26 protein-coding genes are annotated in these 26,484 nt (G+C 33.5%); 7 read left to right on the top strand and 19 right to left on the bottom strand.

The genetic code is table 11. From position 1 onward, the window contains the following. Positions 1 to 10 precede the first annotated feature (10 nt). On the bottom strand, positions 11 to 1,702 hold the full coding sequence (gene ettA / locus KO493_RS14720) for an energy-dependent translational throttle protein EttA (RefSeq protein WP_216068747.1): 1,692 nt from the start codon (positions 1,700 to 1,702) through the stop codon (positions 11 to 13). Positions 1,703 to 1,738: 36 nt separating this feature from the next. Continuing rightward, complete coding sequence (locus KO493_RS14715; RefSeq protein ID WP_216068746.1) at positions 1,739 to 1,921, bottom strand: CAL67264 family membrane protein; 183 nt, start codon at positions 1,919 to 1,921, stop codon at positions 1,739 to 1,741. 372 nt (positions 1,922 to 2,293) lie between these two features. Here KO493_RS14715 and KO493_RS14710 point away from each other — a divergent pair, with 372 nt between their 5' ends. Then, positions 2,294 to 3,469: an MFS transporter gene (locus tag KO493_RS14710; protein WP_216068745.1), complete on the top strand. Its 1,176-nt coding sequence runs from the start codon at positions 2,294 to 2,296 to the stop codon at positions 3,467 to 3,469. 73 nt (positions 3,470 to 3,542) lie between these two features. Here the strand turns inward: KO493_RS14710 and KO493_RS14705 are convergent, their stop codons facing one another. The 4 genes from KO493_RS14705 to KO493_RS14690 all read right to left on the bottom strand — a co-directional run bounded on the left by KO493_RS14705 (position 3,543) and on the right by KO493_RS14690 (position 6,384). Then, complete coding sequence (locus KO493_RS14705; protein WP_216068744.1) at positions 3,543 to 4,535, bottom strand: DUF4421 family protein; 993 nt, start codon at positions 4,533 to 4,535, stop codon at positions 3,543 to 3,545. Between the two features lie 111 nt (positions 4,536 to 4,646). Continuing rightward, positions 4,647 to 5,369: a pirin family protein gene (locus KO493_RS14700; RefSeq protein WP_216068743.1), complete on the bottom strand. Its 723-nt coding sequence runs from the start codon at positions 5,367 to 5,369 to the stop codon at positions 4,647 to 4,649. Positions 5,370 to 5,412: 43 nt separating this feature from the next. Then, complete coding sequence (locus KO493_RS14695; RefSeq protein ID WP_216068742.1) at positions 5,413 to 5,850, bottom strand: MarR family winged helix-turn-helix transcriptional regulator; 438 nt, start codon at positions 5,848 to 5,850, stop codon at positions 5,413 to 5,415. A 3-nt stretch (positions 5,851 to 5,853) separates the two neighbouring features. Further along, a complete protein-coding gene (locus KO493_RS14690; RefSeq protein WP_216068741.1) occupies positions 5,854 to 6,384 on the bottom strand; it encodes an NADPH-dependent FMN reductase in 531 nt (176 codons plus the stop codon). 201 nt (positions 6,385 to 6,585) lie between these two features. Between KO493_RS14690 and KO493_RS14685 the strand changes: the two genes are divergently transcribed. Together KO493_RS14685 and KO493_RS14680 are read left to right on the top strand one after the other, a co-directional pair. Continuing rightward, complete coding sequence (locus tag KO493_RS14685) at positions 6,586 to 8,214, top strand: acyl-CoA carboxylase subunit beta (protein ID WP_216068740.1); 1,629 nt, start codon at positions 6,586 to 6,588, stop codon at positions 8,212 to 8,214. A 57-nt stretch (positions 8,215 to 8,271) separates the two neighbouring features. Then, positions 8,272 to 8,694, top strand: coding sequence for a DoxX family protein (locus KO493_RS14680; RefSeq protein WP_216068739.1), 423 nt, complete (start codon positions 8,272 to 8,274; stop codon positions 8,692 to 8,694). 55 nt (positions 8,695 to 8,749) lie between these two features. On the opposite strand, the gene KO493_RS14675 is transcribed toward KO493_RS14680, so the two are convergent. From KO493_RS14675 to KO493_RS14625, 11 genes are all read right to left on the bottom strand, one after another. Next, on the bottom strand, positions 8,750 to 9,424 hold the full coding sequence (locus tag KO493_RS14675) for a peroxiredoxin family protein (protein WP_216068738.1): 675 nt from the start codon (positions 9,422 to 9,424) through the stop codon (positions 8,750 to 8,752). Positions 9,425 to 9,625: 201 nt separating this feature from the next. After that, entirely contained in the window at positions 9,626 to 9,880 is a 255-nt protein-coding gene (locus tag KO493_RS14670; RefSeq protein WP_216068737.1) for a WG repeat-containing protein, read from the bottom strand. Positions 9,881 to 9,908: 28 nt separating this feature from the next. Further along, entirely contained in the window at positions 9,909 to 11,705 is a 1,797-nt protein-coding gene (locus KO493_RS14665; RefSeq protein WP_216068736.1) for an AMP-dependent synthetase/ligase, read from the bottom strand. A 111-nt stretch (positions 11,706 to 11,816) separates the two neighbouring features. Beyond that, complete coding sequence (gene sppA, locus KO493_RS14660) at positions 11,817 to 13,580, bottom strand: signal peptide peptidase SppA (protein ID WP_216068735.1); 1,764 nt, start codon at positions 13,578 to 13,580, stop codon at positions 11,817 to 11,819. A gap of 51 nt (positions 13,581 to 13,631) precedes the next feature. Further along, positions 13,632 to 14,699, bottom strand: a complete 1,068-nt coding sequence (locus KO493_RS14655; protein ID WP_216068734.1) for an AMP-binding protein — start codon at positions 14,697 to 14,699, stop codon at positions 13,632 to 13,634. Next, positions 14,683 to 15,660 (bottom strand): CPBP family intramembrane glutamic endopeptidase, encoded by a 978-nt coding sequence (locus tag KO493_RS14650; RefSeq protein WP_216068733.1) that lies wholly within the window; start codon positions 15,658 to 15,660, stop codon positions 14,683 to 14,685. The genes KO493_RS14655 and KO493_RS14650 overlap by 17 nt, the downstream gene beginning before the upstream one ends. A 1-nt stretch (position 15,661) precedes the next feature. Then, positions 15,662 to 16,699 carry an o-succinylbenzoate synthase gene (locus KO493_RS14645; protein ID WP_216068794.1) on the bottom strand — a complete coding sequence of 346 codons (1,038 nt, stop codon included), beginning with the start codon at positions 16,697 to 16,699 and terminating at the stop codon, positions 15,662 to 15,664. A 5-nt stretch (positions 16,700 to 16,704) separates the two neighbouring features. Then, complete coding sequence (locus KO493_RS14640) at positions 16,705 to 19,029, bottom strand: patatin-like phospholipase family protein (protein ID WP_216068732.1); 2,325 nt, start codon at positions 19,027 to 19,029, stop codon at positions 16,705 to 16,707. A 23-nt stretch (positions 19,030 to 19,052) separates the two neighbouring features. Then, positions 19,053 to 19,730 (bottom strand): metal-dependent hydrolase, encoded by a 678-nt coding sequence (locus KO493_RS14635; protein ID WP_216068731.1) that lies wholly within the window; start codon positions 19,728 to 19,730, stop codon positions 19,053 to 19,055. Between the two features lie 34 nt (positions 19,731 to 19,764). Further along, positions 19,765 to 20,667: a 1,4-dihydroxy-2-naphthoate octaprenyltransferase gene (menA, locus tag KO493_RS14630; RefSeq protein WP_216068730.1), complete on the bottom strand. Its 903-nt coding sequence runs from the start codon at positions 20,665 to 20,667 to the stop codon at positions 19,765 to 19,767. After that, complete coding sequence (locus KO493_RS14625) at positions 20,667 to 21,506, bottom strand: 1,4-dihydroxy-2-naphthoyl-CoA synthase (protein ID WP_216068729.1); 840 nt, start codon at positions 21,504 to 21,506, stop codon at positions 20,667 to 20,669. Before KO493_RS14625 ends, menA begins: the two co-directional genes overlap by 1 nt. 484 nt (positions 21,507 to 21,990) lie before the next feature. Between KO493_RS14625 and KO493_RS14620 the strand changes: the two genes are divergently transcribed. Continuing rightward, positions 21,991 to 22,167: a hypothetical protein gene (locus tag KO493_RS14620; RefSeq protein WP_216068728.1), complete on the top strand. Its 177-nt coding sequence runs from the start codon at positions 21,991 to 21,993 to the stop codon at positions 22,165 to 22,167. A 54-nt stretch (positions 22,168 to 22,221) separates the two neighbouring features. Here KO493_RS14620 and KO493_RS14615 read toward each other — a convergent pair whose 3' ends face one another. Both KO493_RS14615 and holA read right to left on the bottom strand, forming a co-directional pair. Beyond that, complete coding sequence (locus tag KO493_RS14615) at positions 22,222 to 22,887, bottom strand: uracil-DNA glycosylase (RefSeq protein ID WP_216068727.1); 666 nt, start codon at positions 22,885 to 22,887, stop codon at positions 22,222 to 22,224. A gap of 12 nt (positions 22,888 to 22,899) precedes the next feature. Beyond that, a complete protein-coding gene (gene holA / locus KO493_RS14610; protein WP_216068726.1) occupies positions 22,900 to 23,904 on the bottom strand; it encodes a DNA polymerase III subunit delta in 1,005 nt (334 codons plus the stop codon). A gap of 103 nt (positions 23,905 to 24,007) precedes the next feature. Between holA and KO493_RS14605 the strand changes: the two genes are divergently transcribed. The 3 genes from KO493_RS14605 (at position 24,008) to KO493_RS14595 (ending at position 26,368) form a co-directional block, all read left to right on the top strand. Next, complete coding sequence (locus KO493_RS14605; protein WP_216068793.1) at positions 24,008 to 24,454, top strand: type I restriction enzyme HsdR N-terminal domain-containing protein; 447 nt, start codon at positions 24,008 to 24,010, stop codon at positions 24,452 to 24,454. Continuing rightward, entirely contained in the window at positions 24,451 to 25,440 is a 990-nt protein-coding gene (locus KO493_RS14600; protein WP_216068725.1) for a glycosyltransferase family 2 protein, read from the top strand. Before KO493_RS14605 ends, KO493_RS14600 begins: the two co-directional genes overlap by 4 nt. 91 nt (positions 25,441 to 25,531) lie before the next feature. Beyond that, a complete protein-coding gene (locus KO493_RS14595) occupies positions 25,532 to 26,368 on the top strand; it encodes an OmpA/MotB family protein (RefSeq protein WP_216068724.1) in 837 nt (278 codons plus the stop codon). Positions 26,369 to 26,484 lie beyond the last annotated feature (116 nt).

The following is a 26,484-nucleotide window of genomic DNA, read 5'->3' as shown; positions in this document are numbered from 1 at the left end:
TTTAAATATGTTATCTAACTAATTTTCTATATTTAATTCGTTTCGGCATTAAATCTCCGCCAAGTCTACTTTTCTTATTCTCCTCATATTCAGAAAATGAACCTTCAAAGAAATATACTTGAGAGTCGCCTTCAAAAGCTAGAATGTGCGTACAAATTCTATCTAAGAACCATCTGTCGTGAGAAATAACAACGGCACATCCAGCAAAGTTCTCTAAACCTTCCTCTAGCGCTCTTAGTGTATTTACGTCCAAATCATTCGTAGGCTCATCCAGAAGTAAAACGTTTCCTTCTTCCTTTAAAGTCATAGCGAGATGCAGTCGGTTACGTTCACCACCCGACAACAAACTCACTTTTTTATTTTGTTCACCACCAGAAAAGTTAAAACGACTTAAATAGGCTCTAGAATTTACTTCTTTACCTCCCATTAAAATGAGTTCTTGCTCGTCGCTAAAATTTTGCCAAATGGTTTTTTCAGGATCTATATTAGAATGACTTTGATCTACATAAGCGATTTTAGCAGTTTCTCCAACCGTAAACTCTCCTTTATCTGGAGTTTCCTCCCCCATAATCATTCTAAAAATAGTTGTTTTACCCGCACCATTCGGACCAATAATACCAACTATTCCAGCTTGAGGTAAATTGAAGTTTAAATCGTCATATAATAACTTATCATCATAACCTTTCGCAACGCCTTTAGCTTCAATCACGTTGGTTCCTAAACGTGGTCCGTTTGGAATATAAATTTCAAGTTTTTCATCAAGTTGTTTTTGATCTTGACTCATTAACTTATCATAATTTTTTAAACGTGCTTTCTGTTTGGTTTGACGCCCTTTAGCGCCTTGTTTAACCCATTCCAACTCACGTTCTAATGTTTTTTGACGCTTAGAAGCAGACTTACCTTCTTGTGCCATACGTTTAGATTTTTGATCTAACCATGAAGAGTAGTTCCCCTTCCAAGGTATTCCTTCGCCTCTATCTAATTCTAAAATCCAACCAGCTACATTATCTAAAAAGTATCTATCGTGAGTTACCGCAATAACAGTTCCTTTATATTGTGCTAAGTGGTGCTCTAACCAATGTACAGATTCCGCATCCAAGTGGTTGGTAGGCTCATCCAGAAGTAAAACATCTGGCTCCTTTAAAAGTAAACGACAAAGTGCTACTCGGCGTTTTTCACCTCCAGATAACACACCAATTTTTTTATCGCCATCTGGAGTTCTTAAGGCGTCCATAGCGATTTCTAATTTGGTATCTAATTCCCATGCATTTGCAGCATCAATTTGATCCTGAAGAATGGCTTGACGCGCCATTAACTTCTCCATTTTATCGGCATCAGAATACACTTCTTCTAAACCAAAACTATCATTAATTTTATTGTATTCATCAAGAATAGCCACCGTTTCGGCAGCTCCTTCACGAACCACTTCCATTACGGTTTTATCATCATCAAGTTTAGGCTCTTGCTCTAAATACCCTACAGAATAGTCTTGCGAAAAAACCACATCACCTTGATAATTCTTATCAACCCCTGCAATAATTTTTAAAAGTGTTGATTTTCCCGAACCATTAAGACCTAAAATCCCAATTTTAGCGCCATAGAAAAAACTTAAATATATGTTTTTAAGTACTGGTGTATTAGCACTAGGAAATGTCTTGGTTAACCCAGACATTGAAAAAATTATTTTTTTATCATCACTCATTATAATCGTAAATTTTACTGAATTACTAAATCAAAATTAAACACGTCCTTTTAACGCATTAAATACCCATGCTACCGCAAAAAAACCAATACCTACTGCTGCAAATCCCCAGCCAGCTACATCATTATACCTAAAAGCTCCAAGAGCAATTAATGATAATCCTACAATTATCATGATCCATGTTGCCCAAGCTAACACTGTATTTTTATTCATTGCCATAATATATTTTCTAGTTTAAACGCTTAGCTATTTTATAAAGTTACAAAACGTAATAGTTCTTAATCCCCTCTTTTAAATCAAAAAAGGATTTTCTTTGTGGCCTTGCGTAAATTTGAAAAACAAATATCGCATTTTTAGTAGTATTATATAATAATTTACATAAAGATTATAGTTCGAAATTTTAAAATAAGTTAAATTATTGACTCATAGTAATGTCGATTTAGTAATTAAACTTAGAGTGGCTACAGAAACTACACTGTTAACCTGATAAATTAAGTAGTTATTTAATTTTTATTTTAATACCAGATAAAATAATCTTTCTACTCTAAACTTTACATTTGTCTCTAATTAAATTAATGAATTCAATTTATAATGAATAAAGCCCTATTATCCTTGGCCATTGGTGGATTTGGCATTGGTTTAACCGAATTTGTTATTATGGGAATCTTACCTGAAGTTGCAGAAGCCTTCAACATTAGTATCCCAGTGGCAGGCCATTTTATTTCAGCTTATGCGTTAGGAGTTGTTTTAGGCGCGCCAGTTCTAACGGTAATAGCAAGTAAATGGCCTGCTCATAAAGTGCTTTTTGTACTAATGCTATGGTTTACCATATTTAATACGCTATCTGCATTTGCAACGAGCTACACTTCATTTATTGTTTTAAGGTTCTTGGCTGCTCTTCCTCATGGTGCTTTTTTCGGTATTGGGGCTGTTGTAGCCGGGAAATTATCACGACAAGGCAAAGAAGCCCAAGGCATTGCTATCATGTTTAGTGGATTAACTTTTGCAAACCTTCTTGGGGTACCATTAGGGACTTTTCTCGGAAAACATTTTTCATGGAGTGTTTCTTTTTACATGGTAGGTATTGTTGGCGTTCTAACCGTTTTAAGCATCAAATATTGGATGCCTCAATTAAAGCAATCTTCGGAAGTAAAATTTATTGAAGAGTTTAAAATTTTTAAACGTTTGGAACTTTGGCTCATTATATTATTAACCACTATAGGAACTGGAGGATTCTTTGCTTGGTACAGTTATATAGCACCTTTAATTACTGATGTAGCAGATCATGCCCCAGAAATGGTGTCAATTGCTATGATTTTAGCTGGCTTAGGCATGGTAATCGGTAATTTCTTAGGCGCCAAATTGGCTGAGAAATTTTCGCCTATTTACGCTATAATTATTACCCTTGTTTGTATGGCGATATGTTTAGCATTAAATACATTTTTAGCTTCTGATAAAATATTAGTTTTAGTTATGACCTTTATTATTGGAATGGTTACGTTTTCCTTATCTACTCCTATTCAAGTCGCTATTATTAATGCGTCTAAAGGTTCTGAAACTTTAGGCTCATCGCTCAATCAAAGTGCTTTCAATATTGGAAATGCCTCAGGGGCTTACTTTGCAGGTATACCCATCGCTATGGGATATGGCTATACTTCAGCAGATTGGGTTGGTGCCATAATGGCTGGGACGGGTGTTCTAATTGCCATTGGTATTATTCTTTTAAGAAAACAACAAAAGCGAAGAATGATTTCTAAAACATTATAGTGCTTTACAGTCTTAATAAAAAGAAATAACGAACTCAATAATTGTTATTAACTCGAAAACAACATTAAAACAATTACTTTTTCTTTCTTCCTGATAATTTATACCCGAACGCTATTTTAGCCTTTGTAAGATTGAATGCATAATTATTATCATAGCCTAAATCTGTAGAGTACAATCCGCCACCATAAATAATACTTAAGTAATAACGATCGACATTATATCCTACGGCAAACGAATAGTCTAATTTTAAAAGTAAATGGTTTTTGGGTTTATAAGAACCATCCATTAATGTTACTTCCTTATATACACCTCCTATTCCTGGCATGAGATTACATGATAATGTAATGTCTTTTGGCAGCCTAAATACCGACAAAACGCCTCCTAATATACCTACAGCTGTGCTGTTATAGCGTTTTATATGTGCTTGTTCATTAAAAAGTAATTTCGCACTATCTACTAAAACATCATCTTCCGCCGAAAAATAATCATAAAACAAAAAAGCACCATAACCTCCAGTTATATAAAATTTCTTGTCTAATTGAGACAAGCCAGCTTTTAGCATAGAATATGAAAATTCTATCTCTGGTACCGTATGCAAAGCATTTACACCAACTGTAAAGGATTTAATATCATCCCGAAAAACCTTTTGAGCACCGTAATTGTTTTTAACACTAAAACCTTTGTAAGTTTGAAAATAAAAATTGATATAATTTTTTTTACCTAATATGGTAGTACCCTGCAAATCAAACCTATTGGTTACCTCTTCTTTATTTCCTTTAATATTAAATGCGATATCAATTAATATCTTACTACTTGCGAAGCCTAAACCTACACCATATCTGTTGTTGGGTACGTAACGTGATCTAAAATCGTTATTACTAATTCGAAACTGCTTTGATTTATAATTTGTAAATAATCGTAGTGAGTAGTTTTCAATATTATGGTCTATAAAAAGCTTATCGACCAATTCAACAAAATTCAATGAATCGAGTTCCTTAAGAATAGGTGCCTGTGCTGAAACTGTACTCGAGGTGAGTAATAATAGAACAATTATTTTTTTAAACATATCATTTATGACCGTATGAATAAAGATTAGTTAAAAATACATTAATTATATACGTCACCAATATTTATAATATAAACACTAGGAAAACATTTTTTTAATACCTAACTATTACTAAAACTGCATAGGCACCTCAATAAACAAAATAGAGGTATTATCAATAGCTTTAATAGAAAAAGACGGTGTTTCACTAATTCCTATGGCATCACGCGTTTCTAAAATTTCATTTTCAATCACTGTTTTTCCGAAAACCACCATAACATAAACACCATGATTTTTACTTTTTATTTCATATTGATAAGACTGATCTTCGGTTAAATCAATTCGTGAAATTTTAGCATCTTGGTGAATTTTCAAAACGCCTTCAGTAACATCACCCATTGAGGTCACTAAGGCCTGAAGCTTATTTTGTCGGTCTTCTTCATCAAATGCCTTTTGGTCGTAACGGGGTTCTACATTTTGCTGATTAGGAATAACCCAAATTTGAAACAGGCTTAAATGCGCTTTATGCGAACCGTTAATCTCGGAATGTTGAATTCCTGTTCCTGCAGACATCACTTGCACTTCTCCTGGAAATACAGACTCCCATGAATTATGCATAGAATCTCTATGTTTTAACTCGCCTTTTAGAGGAATCGTGATAATTTCCATATTGTCATGAGGATGTGTTCCAAAACCCATTTTAGGAGCGATCACATCATCATTTAAAACACGCAAAGCTCCAAAATTGATTTTACTAGGATCATGATAACCTGCAAAACTAAACGAATGATTAGCCTGTAACCACTCATGATTGGCATAACCTCTACTATCTGCTTTATGAATTATTTTTTTCATAGAATTACACTTTCTTTTAATTTTATTTCAAACCACGGGTGATTCATCTTATTTTATCCAATAAATCACTTAACTGACTTGCTTCATCTTCTGTTAAATTCTCTAATAAATCTTGATTTAAATCCTTAGAAATGTCATCTAACAATTGTAATCCTGATATTGTGATTTCAATATGCACCACACGTCTATCTCCAGGACATGGCAATCTATCTATTAAATTTTTAGCGCATAATTTATCCATTAATCTGGTCGTATTCGGCGAGCGCTCTAACATGCGTTCTTTAATGGTTTGAACGCTTATAGGTTCTCCTGCCCCCCTTAAAATTCTTAAAATATTAAACTGCTGGGGTGAGATTCCAAAAGGTTTAAAAAATTCATTTTGAATGTTATTTACCCAATTTGCCGTGTAAATGATATTAATTAAAGCTTTTACCTTAGCATTTGGAAACTTCGAGTTTATATCTTTTGAAATATCTCCCATGGCTTATAACACATTTTTAAAAGCTTCAACTTTCTTGATTAGATCTGAATTAAAGCCTGCTTCAGTAATTCTATTATCTGAGAAATTATCATTGAAAAAAGGCAAAGAAAACACGTCAATTATTTGGGCATTGTGAAATGGAAATCGCCCTCTAGCAATTTCTAAAACTGACTGTCCCCCTCTACCTCCTGGTGATGTTGCCATAAGCAGCATAGGTTTTCCAAAAAACGTTTTGCTTTCAATTCGGCTCATCCAGTCAAATAAATTTTTAAATGCTGTTGAGTAGGCACCATTATGTTCTGCTAAGGATAAAATAATTCCGTCTGAGTTCTTAATTAAACCTATAAACGCATGTGCTTCTTCAGGCACCCCCTTGTCAGCTTCTAAGTCTACACCATAAAGTGGTAATTCAAAATCATTTAAATCTAAAATATTAACCGTGACATCTTCTAATAAACTTCCTGCGTAAACAGCAAGTTGCTTATTGATTGAAGATTTACTGTTACTTCCCGCAAATGCGATTACATTTTTCATAATTTTCTATTTATTAAACAAATATACTTCAAAATAATTTATTTACCAAGGTATATATTACCATGTATATTATATATTTTGTCATTTTCATTTTGAAAACAACATCATAAATTGATTAATATCACGAAACGATTACGATTTTACTTTCACACATTAAGTGAGATTAGCTATTTTTGTCCTTAGCATTATAACTATACAAACATGGATCTTAACTTCAATAAAAACGAAGATCACAATAAGCTATTACTCTCAGACCTTAAACGACGCTTTCTAAAAGTGAGTTATGGCGGAGGAAAAAGTCGTATTGAGAAATTACATAGTAAAGGCAAAATGTCGGCAAGAGAACGCATAGATTTTCTTCTTGATGACAAAGCCAAGTCTATTGAAATTGCCGCATTTGCAGGCGAAGACATGTACCAAGAACATGGAGGATGTCCTTCTGGAGGAGTTGTCGTAAAAATTGGATACATTCAAGGGAAGCAATGTGTTGTAGTTGCTAATGATGCCACCGTAAAAGCTGGAGCCTGGTTTCCTATTACGGGTAAAAAAAATCTACGCGCTCAAGAGATAGCTATTGAAAACAGATTACCAATTATCTACTTGGTAGACTCTGCCGGAGTTTATTTACCATTACAGGATGAAATTTTTCCAGATAAAGAACATTTCGGACGAATTTTTAGAAACAATGCTACAATGAGTAGTATGGGTATTACTCAAATTGCTGCGGTAATGGGGAGCTGTGTCGCTGGAGGTGCCTACTTACCTATTATGAGCGATGAATCTATTATTGTAGATAAAACAGGAAGTATTTTTCTTGCTGGAAGTTATTTGGTAAAAGCAGCCATTGGAGAATCTATAGATAATGAAACTTTAGGGGGTGCGACAACGCATTGTGAAATTTCTGGTGTTACTGATTATAAAGCTAAAGACGACCAAGATGCGCTAACAACCATTAAAAATATTGTTGGTAAAATTGGTGATTATGATAAAGCTGGATTTAACCGTATAGAACCCAAAAAACCTACTAAAAAGCCTGAAGAATTATTCGGCATTATCCCGAAATCTCGAGCCGACCAATACGACATGTATGAAGTGATTAAGCGCTTAGTAGATCACTCTGAATATGACGAATATAAAGCTGGTTACGGACAAACCATTATCACCTGTTATGCTCGAATAGATGGTTGGGCCGTTGGAATTGTTGCTAACCAAAGAAAATTAGTGAAAACCCAAAAAGGCGAAATGCAATTTGGAGGTGTCATTTATAATGATAGTGCAGATAAAGCCACGCGTTTTATAGCCAACTGTAACCAAAAGAAAATTCCGTTGGTATTTTTACAAGATGTTACAGGTTTTATGGTAGGAAGTAAAAGTGAACATAGCGGTATTATTAAAGATGGTGCTAAAATGGTAAATGCCGTTAGTAATTCGGTGGTTCCAAAATTCACGATTATCATCGGAAACAGCTATGGTGCGGGTAATTATGCGATGTGTGGAAAGGCCTACGACCCGAGACTTATTGTATCTTGGCCTAGCGCCGAATTGGCCGTTATGAGTGGAAATTCTGCTGCTAAAGTATTGCTTCAAATTGAAAAAGCCTCCTTAGAAAAATCTGGAGAAAAAATCACGCCAGAAAAAGAAGCTGAATTATTCAATAAAATTAAAGACCGCTACGACAACCAAGTTTCGCCATATTATGCTGCAGCTAGAATATGGACAGATGGCATTATCAATCCTTTAGATACCAGAACATGGATTAGTATGGGGATTGAAGCCGCCAACCACGCGCCTATTGAAAAACCTTTTAACATGGGTGTGCTGCAAGTTTAATTTTTAAAAGTGCTCAATATTTTGTATCTTAATGATTGATAATCAACGACTTCAATCATGGACACCATAAAATCATTAAATAAATGGGCTAATACACATACCTATCTACCTCTAGATATGGTTCGTATCGCTTTAGGTGTATTTCTGTTCTTTAAGGGCATTAACTTTATGTCGAATACAGAAATGCTTATGAAACTTTTTGAACCCGTTCAAAACTTTGCTGGTAGTATGTTAATACTTCACTATGTAGCACCCGCACATTTAATTGGAGGTATATTAATTGCCTTCGGACTCCTAACCCGCTGGGCAATCATGGCTCAACTACCAATACTAATTGGTGCTATCCTTATTAATTTTGCTGGAGAAATGCATACAGGCAACCTTATTTTGGCCGTTTTTTCACTGTTAGTATGTGGTTTCTTTTTGGTGTACGGTTCTGGTAAAAATTCTTCCGATTATTATTTAAAAATGCAGCAGTAGCACCATTAATTTTTCAAAAACTTTATTAAGGACTTTATTAAGCTTTCAAGCACTACTATTTTGATTCAACTTCTTTATGTTGTTTCATTAATTGAGGTAAGCCTTTTAGAAATTCATATAATGCGCGTACTCCACCAATAAGAAGTGTTCTCAAGGCAATACGCAAGGGCGGTTTAACAACGCTATAATAATCCTTAGACTCAATCTTATCAGGATTTAATAACACCTTTTTTAATGCATCTATATTGGCCCAATTTGCTCTAAACTTTATTATCCCATCTTTACCAATTACATAAGTCATATTTGGCATGCTTCCATAGAGTTTGTGCGCAATTCCATCTACTGTGTCTACTAACACCTCTCTTTTTTCATTGTATAAATCACTTGTCGCTTTTGCATTACCCATCTTTTCAGCAAAATTTGTTATTTCCTTTGTTCTACCGCCTGGATGGGCTTCTCTTACATATAATAATAAAAAATGAACGTCTGGAAATTGTTCTTTTAACAGATTCATAGGGCCTGTTGTATTGGCATACATCGGACAAGTAATACTACCTGTATCTAAAACGATAGTTTTATCTAAGAAGTCAGAAAATTTAACTGTTTTCCCGTCTAATGTTGTGGCTTCAAAATCAATATACTTCGCTCCTGCTTTGGGACCTTTGAAGTTTTTGAAATTATAATCTCTAGGATTAAAATGCTCATAGTTATAAGAATGCTCTTTTCCCATAGATTATATTATTAATTGACTTTCGTTTTATCGAAGACAGCTCATTTTTTTATATGACTATAATGTGTTTAAACAACTAATTTAGCAATTACAAACCAAGTAGAACCCCGGTAACCATCCGAACGTGAGGTTTTATGAAAACAGACTCTAATTAGCTATTAATTTGACACGATGAATGCATGGGTTTTATATTAATCAAGCCTATTTTGATTTCCAAACGAACTCTCCCAAGTTATTGATGTAACCTCGTCTTTTTTTATCCTTAACATAAGCAAGTACATTTTTAAAAGGTAGTGCTATTTTAAATTTTTCAGAAATCACCATTTCCCCAGTTTTGTTTATATAACCTGTGGTTTTCATACCGGGTCTTTTAGCAACTGCTAATCCTTCTGTAAACCTAAAGCATGATGCGAATTTTGGTTCAATACCCCATACGCCTTTTGTGTTTATGTCCATTAACAGAATATATCAAATATGCAAAAAACTACTCCTTGTACATTTTATCGATAAGCTCTTTGTATTTTTCTTGAATGACTTTTCGTTTTAGTTTTAAGGTTGCTGTAATTTCGCCAGCCTCAATACTAAACTCTTTTGGTAGTAGTGTGAATTTTTTAATTTTTTCAAATCTTGAAAACTCTTTTTGTAAATCCTCAAAGCGCTTTTCAAACATGGCTTTAATTTGCGTATTCGCAATTAAATCTTCTATGTTTTTAAAACTAATTTTGTGCTCTTCGGCGTATTTTTTAATGTTTTCAAAGCTTGGAACCGCCAATGCCGTGACATACTTTTGTTGATCTCCAATAACTGCAATTTGTTCAATAAAAGCATCACCAACCAAAGTGGTTTCTAACTTTTGAGGAGCAATATACTTTCCGCCAGAGGTTTTCATTAAATCCTTAATTCTGTCGGTAATGATTAAATTATTGTATTTATCCATTTTTCCTGCATCACCGGTTTTAAACCAACCATCTTCAAAAACTTCAGCTGTAGCTTCGGGTTTCTTATAATAGCCTCGCATCACTCCTGGCCCCTTCACTAAAATTTCGTTGTTTACAGCTATTTTAACTTCGGTACCATTAATTATTTTTCCTGAAGAATTAAACTCAAAAAACTGGTTACCATAAAGCGAAACCGTGGCCGTGGTTTCTGTTAATCCGTAACCACATTTAATATTTAGTCCAAAGGAATGAAAAAAAGACACCATATCTGGAGCCAAAGCAGCACCACCACATGGCATGAATTTGATATTCCCACCAAATACACCTCGTAACTTACTAAGCACAAGCTTATCTGCAATTTTGTGCTTTAATTTTATTGCTAATGGTACTTTTTTATCTAATCTAAGATATTTATTATGGTAAGTATTTCCAATGCCCAAGGCCCAACTAGCAAGCTTCATTTTTGATGGAGAAGCTTCTTTTCTTTTGTCTTGAATCGCATTAAAAATTTTTTCAAAAATTCTTGGAACGGTACACATTAAAGTCGGTTTAACCTCTTTTAAAACCTCTGCTATTTTTTTCGGGTCTTCGTTAAAATAGACTTGAATGCCTTGATGCAAGCAGAAAAACACCCAAATACGCTCATAAATATGACTTAATGGTAAAAAGCTTAACGACACATCACTACTATTTACATTCAATTCTTCTACATGCGCCTCAAGCACAGATGCAAAATTATTATGATCCAACATAACGCCTTTAGGCTCTCCTGTTGTTCCTGAGGTGTAAATAATACTGGCTAAATCTGTAAGTTTATAATCGGCAACACGATTTTCTAATTCAACCTCAATACTTTTAGGAAAGTCGGCATTTATAAAATCAGTCAAATAAACCGCGTTATTAAAGTTATTTAAATCAACGGTTTGGTTTAATACGACAATTAATTTGAGATATTTATTATGGTTTGAAATTTGTTCAGCTTTATCAAACTCCTCCTGATCACCAACAAATAATACACTTATTTGAGCGTCATTTATAATATATTCTGCTTCTTTTTTTGAATTTGTAGCGTAAATAGGCACCGTAACCGCTCGAGTTCCCATAATACCAAAATCAGCAATAATCCATTCCGTCATATTCTGAGCAAATATCCCAATATTGGATTGCTCATTTATTCCAAAATTAATTAGAGCCTTTGAAACTTGCTCTACTTGATGGTAAAACGTGCTCCAAACGACCCCTTCCCATACATTTTTGTTTTCATTTTTGTGAAAAACAATCTCTTTGTCTGCAAACAGCTTAGAGTTATCCTTAACTACTTTTAATAAATGTCTATTATTCATAAACTTCCATATTTTTTTAATTTAAAGTAATTCTCGAATACCCTTAATGTGTCGTAATTTACTATTCTACTGAACTTTCATGTCCTCTTAAAAATAATGAATGAGAAAATTTTATTTAATCTCGGTACTAAAAGGAAACAATAACTGTACTCCTTTTTTCTCTGTCATGGCTTTTATTTCCTTTAACATCTTGTAGTTTTCTGAGCCAAGTTCTTCCTCTAGTATGGTTTCTTTGGCTTTTACCAAACCAAACTTACGAAGCATTTTATCTAAATCCTTTTCGAAAACCGGAAATTCATTAATTCTATATTTCTCAATACCTGCAGCTTCTGCGGCACGTTTCAAAGCTAGATCTAAACCTCCTAGTTCATCTACTAAGCCAATAGAAATGGCATCTGCACCTGTCCAAACACGCCCTTGTGCAATCGTTTCAACTTCTTCTCTAGTTAGGTTTCGCCCATCGGCAACACGTGTAGAGAATAAATCGTAAATATCAATAATTCCTTCTTTTATAAATGCACGTTGTTCTTCATTTAGAGGTTCGAAAAAACTATAAGTTACAGCGTTTTTATTCGTTACTACTTGTTCTGCATTAATCCCCATGTTTTCAGACAATTGCTTTCCGTTAGGTAACATTCCAAAAACACCTATACTTCCAGTAATTGTTGATGGTTCTGCGATAATTTTATTAGCATTTGATGCGATATAATAACCACCAGAAGCGGCCAAATCGCCCATAGAAACTATAACTGGTTTAACTTTTTTTGTTAATTCTATTTCACGCCAAATAAGTTCACTAGCAAGGGCCGATCCACCTGGAGAATTAATTCTAAGAACTACAGCTTTAACTTTATCATTTTCTCTTGCTTTTTTCAAGGATTTATTCATCGCCCCTTGACCTACACTGTTTTCATCTCCTTCACCATAAATAATATTGCCTTGTGCATAAATCACCGCTATTCTATCTTTTGCTGAATAATCTTTTATTTTAGTAGAGGCATATTTGGAGTAGTCTAGAATTGAAACAGATTCCAGTTCCTCCTTAACTTTCACACCAATCGCTTTCTTAATACCATTCACATATTCATCATGATATGCAATTTTATCAACCAAACCCGAAGTTTTTGCTAATTTTGGATTCCTAGCTAACAAACTATCAGCTATAACATTCAATTTTTCCACAGAAACATTTCGGCTTAACGAAATATCTTGTTTCATATCATTCCAAAGTGAATTCAAGAAAACCGTAATTTGTTCTCTATTATTATCACTCATTTCATTAGTTAAAAAAGGTTCAACTGCACTTTTGTATTTTCCTAAGCGCACTACTTCCATTTTAACACCTGATTTTTCTTGAAAATCTTTGAAATATAGACGTTCCGAATACAATCCTTTAAATTCCATCATACCCGCTGGGTTGATAAAAATAGTATCGGCAACAGAACTTAAATAATAATCTTTCTGTGAAAACACATCGGCGTAAGCCACAACAAACTTCCCAGATTCCTTAAATTTTAATAAAGCGCCACGCAATGCCTTTATTTGCGTAACTCCTGCATCTACAAAATTGTTATCTATTGAAATACCTTTGATATTGTTATCTGTGGCCGCATAATTAATAGCATCAATGATATTAAACAAACCATTTTTCTTAGACTCGTTTAAAAATGAATATTGTTTGAATTCGACTTTACCGGCATAATCTTTAATCGGAAAATCTAATTTCAAATTTAAAACTGAATTTGGCTTCACTTGTACGGTTTCACTAGAACCAGAACCTGCAATTAATCCAATAACAACTAATCCAATTACACATAGTAAACAAAATAAAATAATACCAGTTAATGTAGATAAAACGCGTTTAAAAAAGCTCATAAATAAATGTTTCCTTGTAAGTATAAAAAATGCAGATTTTGTTACAATTTACTATTGCACAGAGTCTAAAGTACGTTGACGGTGAATTTTACCAGAAGAGGTTTCAGTAAACTTCGCGACATGAATTATTTCTTTTGGTTTTTCATATTTCCCTAATTCTTCAAAAACTTCGTCTTTTAAATTATTGCTTTCGCTCTGAATCACTAAAACTAACTTTTCTCCCAAAGTATCATCAGGTTTTGAAGAAATGAAAAAATCTTCTTTTATTTTACTTTGTAATTTACGCTCAATTTGTTCTGGATACAGCTTAATTCCACCTGAATTCACGACGTTATCATAACGCCCTAACCATTCAAAACTGTCTCCAGTGTGAATTTTAACAATATCGTTTGTAACGATAGTTTCATCTGAAATTGCAGGAGCTTGAATTACCAAACAATCACGATCGTCTGTAGAGATGGTAATATTTGGCAGCGTTTTAAAATAAGCAACTTTCTCATTTTTATCTAAATTATTAAGTTTTCTTACTGCAATATGAGATACTGTTTCCGTCATTCCATAAGTTTCATAAACGTTTGGTTTTTTATCTTGAATTAATTCTAAAATATGTTTAGAAACCATCCCGCCACCAACAATAACAGCTTTAATACTATCTAAATGGTTAGCAAAGTTTTTTAGTTGCATTGGTGTGAAAGCGCAAAAATCATATTTTTTTTCATAATCAATTCTAGGAAGAACAGAAGGCTGAACCATATCCAGCTCTAAGCCTAAAATAATAGCTCTTACAATTGTCATTTTTCCCGCAATAAAATTTGAAGGCAAACAATGTAATACTTTAAAACCAGGTCTTAAATTAAAGAAATCTCCGGTAGCAATGGCAGAATTCACCATGGCTTGTTTTTTTATTTTTAGCTTTTTGGGCTTGCCTGTAGAACCAGAAGTTTGTACTTCTACATAATCATAATCATCTAACCAATCTAATAAAAAGAGACCGAGTTCTTGTTGAAATGGTAAACCTTCTTTGACATAGCTATAAGCCACCTCCATTAAATCTTCATGTTTATAACTTACATTATCTAACTTAAACCTGTTGTGTACATTTTTATAATTCGGCATCATAACTTTTCATTTTTATATTATTCTCTATCTCTGGTTCCATTAATTTTCCTGAAAGTTTGCCTTTCCAATCAGTCCAATTATATTTTTTTGAAAATACAAAAAGTAACGCTGGAAACACAATAAAAACGGGAACAAATATTTCTATTAACCCCATCTCTGAAGGGTCTGATAAATCTTTAAATAAGGAGTGGGTTTGAAAGGCGGTCCAATCGGCCGAAACTAATAGTGCTGTAAATAAATTATTGGCTGCATGAAAACCTAAGGCCAATTCTAGCCCTTCATCCATTAGGGTTATTATTCCTAAAAACAGCCCTGTTCCTATGTAATAAACCATAATCACATAGCCTAATTGTTCCACCTCTGGGTTTGCAATATGCATAAGGCCAAAACCTACAGATGTAATCAATAACGGCATCCATCGATTTCTAAAAACAATGCCAAATCCCTGCATTAAATAGCCTCTAAAAAAGTATTCCTCAAAACTGGTTTGTAACGGAATAAAAATCACTGCTATTACAAATAAAATTAAAAACGGTTGCAACTGAAAATTCCATTGATAATCTTCGGGAGCTAAATAATACTCAAGACATATAAATCCTGTTGAAACTGCACCCCAAAGCACAAAAACAAACCAAAATCGCGACCAATCAATCTTTTTTCTAACCGTTGTTAAACTAACAATTGGCAACTTATGTAAGCCTACACTTGTTATAAAAACCCCCAATAAACCAACAGCAAATGAAAACAACATAAAAAACAAAAACATGTTGCTACCTAATAAATCAATCATTTCTGGAATCGTTGACACCTCTACTTCTGCATCACTAACTATGGCTTTTACAGTCAACGCACCTACCAACGGCAGCATACCTATTATTTGCCAGGAACAAAAAATTATTAAAACACCTACGATATACCGCCACCACTCGTGTAAACCTTTAAAGGCTTGCTCTATGTACATATTATTTTAAGTTAAAATTCCAGTTTAATGATTTACTATATTTTAAATGACCTTTGTCTACCTGTAACGGACTCTCGAAATTATTAGTAAACAAGCCGCCAGTACCGAGGCCTTGAGGTAACTTACTGTTTTTCAAAAAAGTATATTGCGCAATAGCGTTTAAACCCACATTGCTTTCTAAAGCACTAGTGACCCACCACCCGATGTTCAGGTTTTCAGCAGTTTTAATCCATGTATCGCTTCCGCGGAAACCACCAATCAAACTAGGTTTTAGTATGATGTATTGGGGTTTTATAGCTTGGAGTAAATCCTGCTTATTTTCTTCGGAAAAAACACCAATTAATTCTTCATCTAAAGCAATTGGTAAAGGTGTTTCTTCACATAATTGTGCCATGTTTTTAATTTGTCCTTGCTTGATAGGTTGTTCAATAGAATGCAAATTTAAATCGGAAAGCACTTTTAATTTCTCTAAGGCTTCAGAAGGTAAAAAAGCCCCATTAGCATCTACTCGTAGTTCGATGTCTTCGGCTGAAAATTCTTTTCGTATCGATTTTAAAAGATCTATTTCTGTTTGAAAATCAATTGCACCTATTTTCATCTTGATGCAGGTAAATCCAGCCTCTAGCTTATCCTTAATTTGTTGCTTCATAAAAGCCTCACTTCCCATCCAAATTAAACCATTTATGGAAATACCTTGATTTTCTTTAGTAAAATCTGAAGGAAATAATTCGAATGCATTTTGAGCTTCTAAGGATTTAAAAGCCATTTCCAAACCGAACTGAATGGAAGGGTAATCGGTAAGTTTATCCAGTAATACTTCTAATCCTAAATTTATATGCTCACAAGTCCATTTTAAAACCGCTTCATAATCTGAAGTATCGTCAATACTTAGTCCGCGAAAAACGCCACACTCACCAACACCTTGTTTATTATTTTCTTCTAGAATTAAAAACCAAGTTTCCTTTTGTTTTAAAACCCCGCGAGAAGTCCCACTTGCCTGTTTAAAATCTAAAATATATTTATAGTACTGTGCTGTCATTTTCATTAATTAGACCTTCCTAATTGAAAACCAATCCCTAAAAACACTCGAATTCTATCTAAATCATTCACATAAGAAACATCTAAGTTTATAGGGCCTAACAAAGAGTGGTATGAAAACGTTGAGCCGACCGAAAAAATAGCACTTACGTCTTCTCTTTCATTCCAGCTTCCTTCAGGAGAAAAAGCATGGTCTACATAATCCCCAAAACCCCCAAAACCTACCGATGCTAAACTACCATGTGGCTGAATAAATACTTTTTTAAAAGGGTGGTATTGTACCCCAAGTTTAACGGACATAAATTGTGTAGCAATCAGCTCATCTTCATCGAGACCTGCAAAAACAAAAGCATCCCTTAAAGGGCGAGTTACATTGCCTCCTATATAATATTTGGCGCCATCCCCCTGATCATTAAAGCTAATATCATCTCCTGTTAAATCTTGCTGAAACACAAACGCGCCTTGCGCTCCAATAATCATTGAGAATGCCCCACTAATAGGGACACGGCGTTCATAAACAACATTTGCCTTAGTATAATCATTAGTATCACCGTTTATATTTTCGCTATCATCGGTATACCTTAAATCCACCTTATGAACAAAAGATTGATTGACTGAAGCGTGTACAAAAGTTCCTCGCTTGGAGTAAAAAACTTCATCAAAACTATTATAATTAAAATGAACGTCTACCCCAATATCTTTAAATTTATAGCGTTCTAACCCAAAATCTCCATCACTTCCGGGTTTTATTTCAGATTCTAATCTCACTGTGCTAGACAACAAGCCGAACCCAACATAACTTTTATTTACAATTAGGTTCCTATTAAACTGAAAATCAAAATTTAAAGTATTACTTTTTAACAAGTCTAATCCAAAACCATTAACAAACACTTTTTGCTTAAGTTTTAACCATAATAATTCAGAGCGCCACCACCATTTGTGATCTTGTCCAAATATTTTTTGGTGCTGTAGTCTTAGTTTAGGTTGTTCTGAAATATCAAACGTGAATAAAGTACGAGATGCATCTCCAAGTATGTTTCTGCCCGTGTAATTTACAATAGCCCCAAGATCTCTATAGGTATCATAATGTAATGCTACCCTTACTTGGTGTTTGGACTTCTCAACCCCATTTAATTCAAGTTGTAATAAACTATCCTTAACTTTAGGAATAACCACAATTTGATTAAATAGATTGGTTCCCATCAGTTTATTTACGCCATTTACGATATCTTTTGGAGTATAGGGGGTTACATCATCTAATTCTATTCGAGATTTTACTAACTCTAAATTTCCTTCACTAATTTTTTTATAAACTATGGTATCTAAAGTAAACTTTTCAGGTGCCTCGGGCACACTAACTTTTCTTTGTTTAAACCCTTTCAATTTCTGGGCTAATTCCGATAAAGCATCGGTTTTCTCATTAGTTGCGATTTTTCCTTCTTCATATATTCCATCACTTTTATTAAAATCTCCCGTTGAGAATGTTAAATTAGGTGTATGGTTTATTAATACATCACACAATTTTCGGTTAACTGGATTTTTTATATTGCTCACCAACATACTGGTTTGAAATAAAAGTGACGCGATATTATCCAACTCCTCTTTATCTTTCAATCCTCCACCTACGTCACTACCTATAATAATATCAGCTCCTAATTCCTTAGCTACATCTGTTGGAAAATTATTCAAAATACCTCCATCAACTAATAAGGTCTCATTGTAGTCTACCGGTTTAAAAACAGAAGGTATAGACATACTAGCCCGCATAGCGGTAAGTAATGAACCTTCTTTCATAACAACCTCTTTACCATGAACAATATCAGTTGCGATGGCTCTATACGGTATTGGTAAATGATCAAAGTTATGTACCCCATAAACAGGATAAGTTAAAATAGCCAAAAATTCCCTTAAGTTTTGATCATTCAATAAGGCTGTACTAATAGAAGGCTGATTATTCTTCCAATTTAAATCTAATAAATAGTTGTCAAATTCACTTTTTTCTTCGTTACCTACTAAAGATAAGGTAACACTACCCCCTAACAAGTGATTCCAATCTAATTCTGTAATCAATTTAGCAATATCGTTACCCGAATACCCCATTGAATACAAACCACCAACAACACTTCCCATACTGGTTCCTATAACCAAATCTGGAACAATACCTAATGAATCTAATTTTTGAAGAACAGGAATATGGGCTATTCCTTTGGCCCCTCCTCCACTTAAAACTAAGGCCACTTTTGGTTTTTTGTTGTGTTCTTGAGCATTTAAAGGAAATTGAACAAGTACTATAGCAATAAGTAAGAAAAATAATTTAATTTTCTGGTTCATATTAGGGGCTTAAATTTTTTGAATTATAACTCTATAAAATGATTTATTTCAAGTAGCATTAAATCTTTATCTTTTTCAAAGAATTTTCGTTTAGCATCCTCATGATCAATTTCAATGTATCCAAAAGTATCGTAATGGTACCCTAAAACTTTATCACATTGAATAAAATCACTAGCTAAAATGGCATCGTCAATGCCCATGGTAAAATTATCACCAATTGGTAATATCGCTAAATCTAACTTTGTTTGAAGCGGTATTAACTTCATATCATAGGTCAAAGCCGTATCGCCAGCAATATATATATTTTTACGTTCACCTTCTATTACAAACCCTCCTGGCTGACCACCATAAGATCCATCTGGGAATGAAGACGTGTGAATTGCATTTACGTATTTTACCATACCAAATTCGAAATCCCATTTACCGCCATGATTCATTGGGTGACCTTCGATACCTAGTTTCTCGTAATATGAAACTATTTCAAAATTCGAAACAACAACAGCTCCAGTTCGCTTTGCTATGGCCTCCACATCTACAATATGATCTTGATGCGCATGAGTTACTAAAATATAATCCGCCTTAAGATTATCGATATCAACATCTGAAGCTTTAGGGTTTGCAGAAATAAATGGATCAACAAGTATATGAACATCATCTACTTGAATTCCTAAACTTGCATGCCCGTAAAATGTTATTTTCATCTTATTAAAATTAGAAGATTAAATTACAAAAATTCTATAACAATTGACCGATTCCCATTAACAATGCTAGTAAAACGGTCGTTAATGCCAATTTCTTTAATTCTGGATCTAATAACGCCAAATCGTTATTATTATTAACTGTTTTTAAATGAATTACTAAAGGGATATATGCTATAAAAAAGACTAAATTATAAACGGAAGTATAAAATATAACACCAAATAAAGCTGAAGCAGTAATGGCCGATACAATTAAAATATTGTGATAAATTTTCACTTTTTTGGCACCTAACTTCACGGCAAGCGTAATTTTATTTGATTTTTTATCTGAAATTCTGTCCCTCATATTATTAAGGTTCAAAACTCCTGTACTTAAAAGCCCAACTGTTATCGCAGGTAGAACAGTTAAAAAACTGATATTTTTAGCATATAAAACATAGCATCCGATCACACTTACGAGTCCGAAAAAAATAAAAACAAAAATATCACCTAGACCTTTATAACCAAATGCACTACTACCAACAGTATATCTTATTGCCGCAACCACTGAAGCGATGCCCAAAACTAAAAACACTAAAGAAAGCAGGAAATGTTCTGCCCCAAAAGCTGTAAAAATTAATAATATAGCTAAGAAAAGTGCAATAATAACATTAATTACAATTGCTGTTAAAAGTTGTTTTGGAGATATTTTACCCGATTGAATAGCACGTTGTGGACCGATTCTATCGTCGTTATCTGTACCTTTTACACCATCACCATAATCGTTTGCCAGATTGGAAAGTATTTGTAAACTCAGGGTTGTCAAAATAGCTATAATACAAATACTCCAAGAAAAAACTTGGTTGTATTGTGCCAAACAAGACGCTAAAATAATTCCCGAAACAGATAAAGGCAGTGTTCTTAAACGCATCGCGGAAATCCACGTGGAAAAATTCCTCATTATGGAATCCATTTTTTATCAAAATTAGGCTTACGTTTTTCAAGAAAAGCATTACGCCCTTCTTTAGCCTCTTCAGTCATATAGGCCAAACGCGTAGCCTCACCAGCAAAAACTTGTTGCCCCACCATACCATCATCGGTTAAATTCATAGCGAATTTCAACATTTTAATTGAGGTTGGTGATTTCGCCAATATTTCCTGAGCCCACTCAAAAGCTGTACTCTCTAAATCATCATGTGGAATTACAGCATTTACCATACCCATCTCGAAAGCCTCTTGCGCTGAATAGTTTCTTCCTAAGAAAAAGATTTCTCTAGCCTTTTTCTGTCCAACCATTTTAGCTAAATATGCAGAACCATAACCACCGTCAAAACTTGTAACATCTGCATCTGTTTGCTTAAATATAGCATGTTCCTTACTTGCTAAAGTTAGATCGCAAACTACGTGTAAACTATGTCCGCCACCTACAGCCCAACCTGGAACCACAGCAATAACTGCTTTTGGCATAAAACGAATTAAACGTTGGACTTCTAATATATTTAACCTATGATAACCATCTTCACCAACATAACCTTGATGTCCACGAGCTTTTTGATCGCCTCCACTACAAAATGAATAAACCCCGTCTTTCGTAGAAGGTCCTTCGGCAGATAATAACACAACACCTATATTTACATCTTCATTCGCGTCATAAAAAGCATCGTACAATTCACTAGTTGTTTTAGGCCGAAAAGCATTTCTAACATCAGGCCTGTTAAAGGCTATTCTAGCAACACCATCACATTTTTTATATGTAATGTCTTCATATTCTTTAACTGTAACCCATTTAGGTTCTTCCATATTAATAATTTTAGCCAAAAATAATTTTTATTTCCTTAAAACACATATTTCATGGCCTAAAAAATGACTTTATTTGAAGATAATCACAACTACTAAAATGAAAAATTTTTGTTAAGATGTCACAGTTAAAATGTTTAAAAAAGAAAATTTACCCTAATTCTATTGAACGAATTAGTTGTGATTTTTTTTAAGCAAAAATCCAAACTTGATGATTTTTGCAACAAACAATGTACCATACAGCCTAAAAAAGGGTATAGCTATAGATAAATCGGGTATCATTTCTCAAAAAACATTAGAAATTCTAAGATTATGCCAATTTTTTAACTTGAATTTTAGATAGTTCTAAAAAAAAATAAATAGGTATACCTACGTATTGCGCTGTAGTCTTTTATTGGTTAAATTTGCAAAAGACTATATCTTATAGATATACCTGATGCCAATAGCGCACTTAATATATCTATAACAAGATTAAAAACAACTACTTATGATATTAACAACTACCATAATTATTTCTGCATTAGTAGCTTTTAATTTTTTACTATTAAAATTTAGCTGTAATAAAGTTAAGAAAGCTACAAACAAAAACAGAACTCCAATCGTATTAAAACCTCAAAGTAGAATACAAACGCTTTCACCACGTTTAGCGGCTACAGGAAGTTAATCTGGATAACGACAATTTTAAAAAATTATTATCCAGTATATAATTTTTAACAAGTCACCATTTAATTGTGGCTTTTTTTATTTCATTTAAATATAAATTTGTTTTACTAAAACTTCTATTTCCAAACCAGTACCCTCTGTTAGCACTTAAAGGAGAAGGATGCCCTGAAGTTATTACCTTATGTTTGTCTAAGGCTATTAATTTTACTTTTTTCTTAGCGTATCCACCCCAAAGTAAGAATACTACATTTTTCTTTTTTTCACTTATTATTTTAATAACCGCATCAGTAAAAGATTCCCAACCTTGTTTTTGGTGACTACCAGCCTCGTGAGCTCTCACAGTTAAGGTTGCGTTTAAAAGTAATACCCCCTGCCCTGCCCAACGTTCTAAATTACCCGTTATAGGATAAGCTTCCTTTAAATCAGTTTCAATTTCTTTAAAAATATTAACTAAAGACGGAGGATGTTTAACGCCTTCATTAACAGAAAAACACAAACCATTTGCTTGCCCAAAACCATGATAAGGATCCTGACCAATAATAACTACTTTTAAATCTTCAAAAGTACAAGTGTTAAATGCACTAAAAATTTGATCCTTTGGAGGAAAACATTGATTATTTTCATATTCCGAAGCTATAAAAGTCATTAAATCCTTGAAATATGGCTTATCGAATTCGCTCTCTAAATGTTGCTTCCAGCTTTCTTGTATTTCAGCAATCATAACCTTTTATAATTAATTTAGAATTCTAACCATGAGTTCTTTAAGCAAATCACCTTGCGGAACAGCATTAGACCCTACACCCTTACTTTTTACATCAAACTCCCTTAAGGTTGCTACAACAGCACTAACCTTTCGCATAGGGTAATTTTTACCAGCGGTAATATACTCATTCACAAAATATGGATTCACCTTAAGGGCTTGGGCTACATGACGTGGAGATTTATCAGATAAACCATGAAAATGTAAAAGTTGAGAGAAAAAGTTGAACATTAAGGACACGGTCACAACCATGGGATTGTCCTTAGGATTTTCTGCAAAATATTTCACAATTTTATATATTTTAACTGTGTTTCGCTCACCTACTGCTTTTCTAAGCTCGAAGTTATTGTAGTCTTTACTGATTCCTATATTCTCTTCGATGTGTTCTGGGGTGATTTGCGTTTCTTTAGGAAGTATGATTTGAAGTTTTTCTAATTCATTGTTTATTTTACTCAAATCAGTCCCTAAAAACTCAACTAGCATTTGCGCTGCTTTTGGGGTAATGGTGTACTTTTTAGATGCCAGTACACGTCTTATCCAATCTGAAACTTGGTTTTCGTAAAGTTTTTTACTCTCAAAAACAACACCTACTTTATTAATGGCCTTATAAAGCGCTTTTCGCTTATCTAACTTTTTATATTTATAATTGATTACTAAAATTGTTGTTGGCTGCGGGTTAGCGGCATAAGCAGCAAATTTTTCAATTGTGCGGGATAAGTCTTGTGCTTCTTTAACAATTACCACTTGATGTTCTGCCATCATTGGGAAACGTTTTGCGTGCCCTATAACATCTTCAACACTAACATCTCTGCCGTATAATACCATTTGATTGAAGCCACGTTCTTCTTCCGACAGAATTGTTTGTTCAATATAATCGGAGATTCTATCAATATAATAAGGCTCTTCACCCATTAAAAAATAGATTGGCTTTAAATTCCCTTTCTTTATATCGTTTACTAATTGTTTGACTTCGTCCAAATCAATAAAATTTCAGATTAAAAAATAGCCAATTCCAACAATTATCTTAGGATATTTGGTATTTCTATAATGTAGCTTAACTTTGAAAAATAAACATTACACTGTGCAAGCGCTTAATTTTCCAGAATATTCGTTTCGATTCAAAAATAAAGAAAATAAAGTATCTATTTTTGATCCTATTCGTAAAAAATTTGTGATTTTACAACCTGAAGAATGGGTGCGACAACACTGTGTTAAATACCTAATTTCCGTTAAAAAATTTCCAAAATCGCTAATAAACGTTGAGAAAGAACTTACCATCAATACTTTAAAAAAACGCTATGATATCGTTGTTTTTAATACAGATGGAACTATTCACCTCATTGTAGAGTGTAAAGCACCAAAAATTACTATTAGCCAAACGACATTCGATCAAATTTCGCGTTACAATTTAGAATTAAACGCGACTTATTTAATGGTTACAAACGGACTTAATCATTATTATTGCCAAATGGATTTTAAAAATGAATGTTATACTTTTTTAAAAGACATCCCTAATTACACCTCATGAAAATAGCTGTTGTTATATTAAATTGGAATGGAAAGACATTGCTTGAACAATTCTTACCTTCAATCATTGCAAATTCTAAAGAAGCACAAATTTATCTCGCAGATAACGCTTCTACAGATGATTCAGTTAATTTTGTAATCAACAACTTCCCTACTGTAGAAATTATACAAAACAATACAAATGGAGGATATGCCAAAGGCTATAATGATGCATTAAAAAATATAGATGCTGATATTTTTTGTTTATTAAATAGTGATATTGAGGTTACAAAAAATTGGTTAACACCTATTGTTAATTCCTTTATACAAGACGAAAACACTGCTATTATTCAACCAAAAATATTAGATTATAAAAACAAAGCCTATTTTGAATACGCAGGTGCAGCAGGCGGATTTATAGACAAATTTGGCTACCCCTATTGCAGAGGTCGAATTTTTGAGAGCATAGAAAAAGATGACGCTCAATACGATGATAACATAAACATATTTTGGGCCACTGGAGCCTGTTTGTTTATAAGACGAAGTGTTTTTAAAAAACTTAATGGTTTGGATGAGCATTTTTTTGCCCATATGGAAGAAATTGACCTATGCTGGCGCGCAAAAAATCAAGGATATTCAATTAAATACGTGGGAGCTTCTAAAGTTTACCATGTTGGTGGAGCGACATTGAACACCCAAAACCCTAAAAAAACCTATCTTAATTTTAGAAACAGCTTGTTCATGTTAACAAAAAACGCAAATGGTTTTTTGTTTGGCATAATACTTGTTAGAATGTGCCTCGACGGCATTGCAGGTATCAAATTTCTTGCTGAATTAAAACCAAAACATACGCTTGCAATAATTAAAGCACATTTTAGTTATTACAGACAACTGAATCGATTATTAAAACAGCGAAAATTAACAAAACAACATATAAAGTATCAATCTAGAACATCCATAGTTTTTGATTATTTTATTCGTAAAAAAAAGGTTTATACCAGTTTATAAATCTTAAGCAAAAGTTTTGTTAAATTGTATTTGTCAGCCGAATTTTATATATTTTTGTTAATCAATTTAGAAAGTTAATCCGAACACCATTATGAAAAGAATCTTATTACTTAGTGCTTCTGCCATGCTTATTTTAAGCTCATGTGTATCAAAAAAACAATTTACAGATTTACAAGCAAAACAAAAAGAAACACAAGATTTGCTTAATTCTGCAACTGTAAAGTTAAATTCTTGTTTAGAAGATAGAGCAACATCTTCTGCACGTGCGAAAGCATTAGAGGAGCAAGTAGCAGATTTACGTAAAAGCAACGATCATTTAACTATCCTATCTTCAAAAGGTGCTAGTAATGTTGAAAAAACGTTAGAAAGCATTAAAGAGAAGGAACTTAAAATTACGCGTTTGCAAGATGCATTAACACAAAAAGACAGTGTAACTTTAGCTTTAGTAACAAGTTTAAAGCGTGAAGTTGGTATCAACGACCCTGACATTGAAGTAAATGTTGAAAAAGGCGTGGTATTTATTTCTATAGCTGATAAATTATTATTCCAAAGCGGTAGTTACAACGTAACATCTAGAGCCAAAGAAGTTCTTGCTAAGGTTGCAAAAGTTGTAAATAGCAAACCTGATTTTGAATGTATGGTTGAAGGTCACACTGATTCTGTACCTTATAGCAAGGGTGTTTTAATCGACAATTGGGACTTAAGTGTTAAACGTTCTACTTCTATCATTAGAGTTTTAGAAAGTTTAGATGTAAACCCAGGGCAATTAATCGCTGCAGGACGTAGTTCTTATGTACCTTTAGTAGATAATGACACTGCTGAAAACAGAGCTAAAAACCGTCGTACACGTATCGTAGTGTTACCAAAAATTGATCAGTTTTATGACATGATCGAAAAAGAAATGAAAAACCTTGCTGATGGCAACTAGGCAACACATTTTATAAAATTTCAAAAGCTCAACTTTTCAGTTGGGCTTTTTTTTTTGATTAATTACGTCTATCAATTACAAACAATCTAAAAAAGGCTCAACCATAAAACTTGGGG

Origin of the sequence: Pseudotamlana agarivorans, assembly GCF_018860245.1 — a bacterium.
Taxonomy (GTDB): Bacteria; Bacteroidota; Bacteroidia; order Flavobacteriales; family Flavobacteriaceae; genus Pseudotamlana; species Pseudotamlana agarivorans_A.
The sequence above is the reverse complement of the archived record's forward strand: the minus strand, read 5'-3'. Positions and strand labels throughout refer to the sequence as shown.

Excerpts from the sequence above, each read along its gene's own strand:
- ettA (WP_216068747.1), bottom strand. The coding sequence starts at position 1,702 with ATGAGTGATGATAAAAAAATAATTTTTTCAATGTCTGGGTTAACCAAG.
- KO493_RS14715 (WP_216068746.1), bottom strand. The coding sequence starts at position 1,921 with ATGGCAATGAATAAAAATACAGTGTTAGCTTGGGCAACATGGATCATG.
- KO493_RS14710 (WP_216068745.1), top strand. The coding sequence starts at position 2,294 with ATGAATAAAGCCCTATTATCCTTGGCCATTGGTGGATTTGGCATTGGT.
- KO493_RS14705 (WP_216068744.1), bottom strand. The coding sequence starts at position 4,535 with ATGTTTAAAAAAATAATTGTTCTATTATTACTCACCTCGAGTACAGTT.
- KO493_RS14700 (WP_216068743.1), bottom strand. The coding sequence starts at position 5,369 with ATGAAAAAAATAATTCATAAAGCAGATAGTAGAGGTTATGCCAATCAT.
- KO493_RS14695 (WP_216068742.1), bottom strand. The coding sequence starts at position 5,850 with ATGGGAGATATTTCAAAAGATATAAACTCGAAGTTTCCAAATGCTAAG.
- KO493_RS14690 (WP_216068741.1), bottom strand. The coding sequence starts at position 6,384 with ATGAAAAATGTAATCGCATTTGCGGGAAGTAACAGTAAATCTTCAATC.
- KO493_RS14685 (WP_216068740.1), top strand. The coding sequence starts at position 6,586 with ATGGATCTTAACTTCAATAAAAACGAAGATCACAATAAGCTATTACTC.
- KO493_RS14680 (WP_216068739.1), top strand. The coding sequence starts at position 8,272 with ATGGACACCATAAAATCATTAAATAAATGGGCTAATACACATACCTAT.
- KO493_RS14675 (WP_216068738.1), bottom strand. The coding sequence starts at position 9,424 with ATGGGAAAAGAGCATTCTTATAACTATGAGCATTTTAATCCTAGAGAT.
- KO493_RS14670 (WP_216068737.1), bottom strand. The coding sequence starts at position 9,880 with ATGGACATAAACACAAAAGGCGTATGGGGTATTGAACCAAAATTCGCA.
- KO493_RS14665 (WP_216068736.1), bottom strand. The coding sequence starts at position 11,705 with ATGAATAATAGACATTTATTAAAAGTAGTTAAGGATAACTCTAAGCTG.
- sppA (WP_216068735.1), bottom strand. The coding sequence starts at position 13,580 with ATGAGCTTTTTTAAACGCGTTTTATCTACATTAACTGGTATTATTTTA.
- KO493_RS14655 (WP_216068734.1), bottom strand. The coding sequence starts at position 14,699 with ATGATGCCGAATTATAAAAATGTACACAACAGGTTTAAGTTAGATAAT.
- KO493_RS14650 (WP_216068733.1), bottom strand. The coding sequence starts at position 15,660 with ATGTACATAGAGCAAGCCTTTAAAGGTTTACACGAGTGGTGGCGGTAT.
- KO493_RS14645 (WP_216068794.1), bottom strand. The coding sequence starts at position 16,699 with ATGACAGCACAGTACTATAAATATATTTTAGATTTTAAACAGGCAAGT.
- KO493_RS14640 (WP_216068732.1), bottom strand. The coding sequence starts at position 19,029 with ATGAACCAGAAAATTAAATTATTTTTCTTACTTATTGCTATAGTACTT.
- KO493_RS14635 (WP_216068731.1), bottom strand. The coding sequence starts at position 19,730 with ATGAAAATAACATTTTACGGGCATGCAAGTTTAGGAATTCAAGTAGAT.
- menA (WP_216068730.1), bottom strand. The coding sequence starts at position 20,667 with ATGAGGAATTTTTCCACGTGGATTTCCGCGATGCGTTTAAGAACACTG.
- KO493_RS14625 (WP_216068729.1), bottom strand. The coding sequence starts at position 21,506 with ATGGAAGAACCTAAATGGGTTACAGTTAAAGAATATGAAGACATTACA.
- KO493_RS14620 (WP_216068728.1), top strand. The coding sequence starts at position 21,991 with ATGATATTAACAACTACCATAATTATTTCTGCATTAGTAGCTTTTAAT.
- KO493_RS14615 (WP_216068727.1), bottom strand. The coding sequence starts at position 22,887 with ATGATTGCTGAAATACAAGAAAGCTGGAAGCAACATTTAGAGAGCGAA.
- KO493_RS14600 (WP_216068725.1), top strand. The coding sequence starts at position 24,451 with ATGAAAATAGCTGTTGTTATATTAAATTGGAATGGAAAGACATTGCTT.
- KO493_RS14595 (WP_216068724.1), top strand. The coding sequence starts at position 25,532 with ATGAAAAGAATCTTATTACTTAGTGCTTCTGCCATGCTTATTTTAAGC.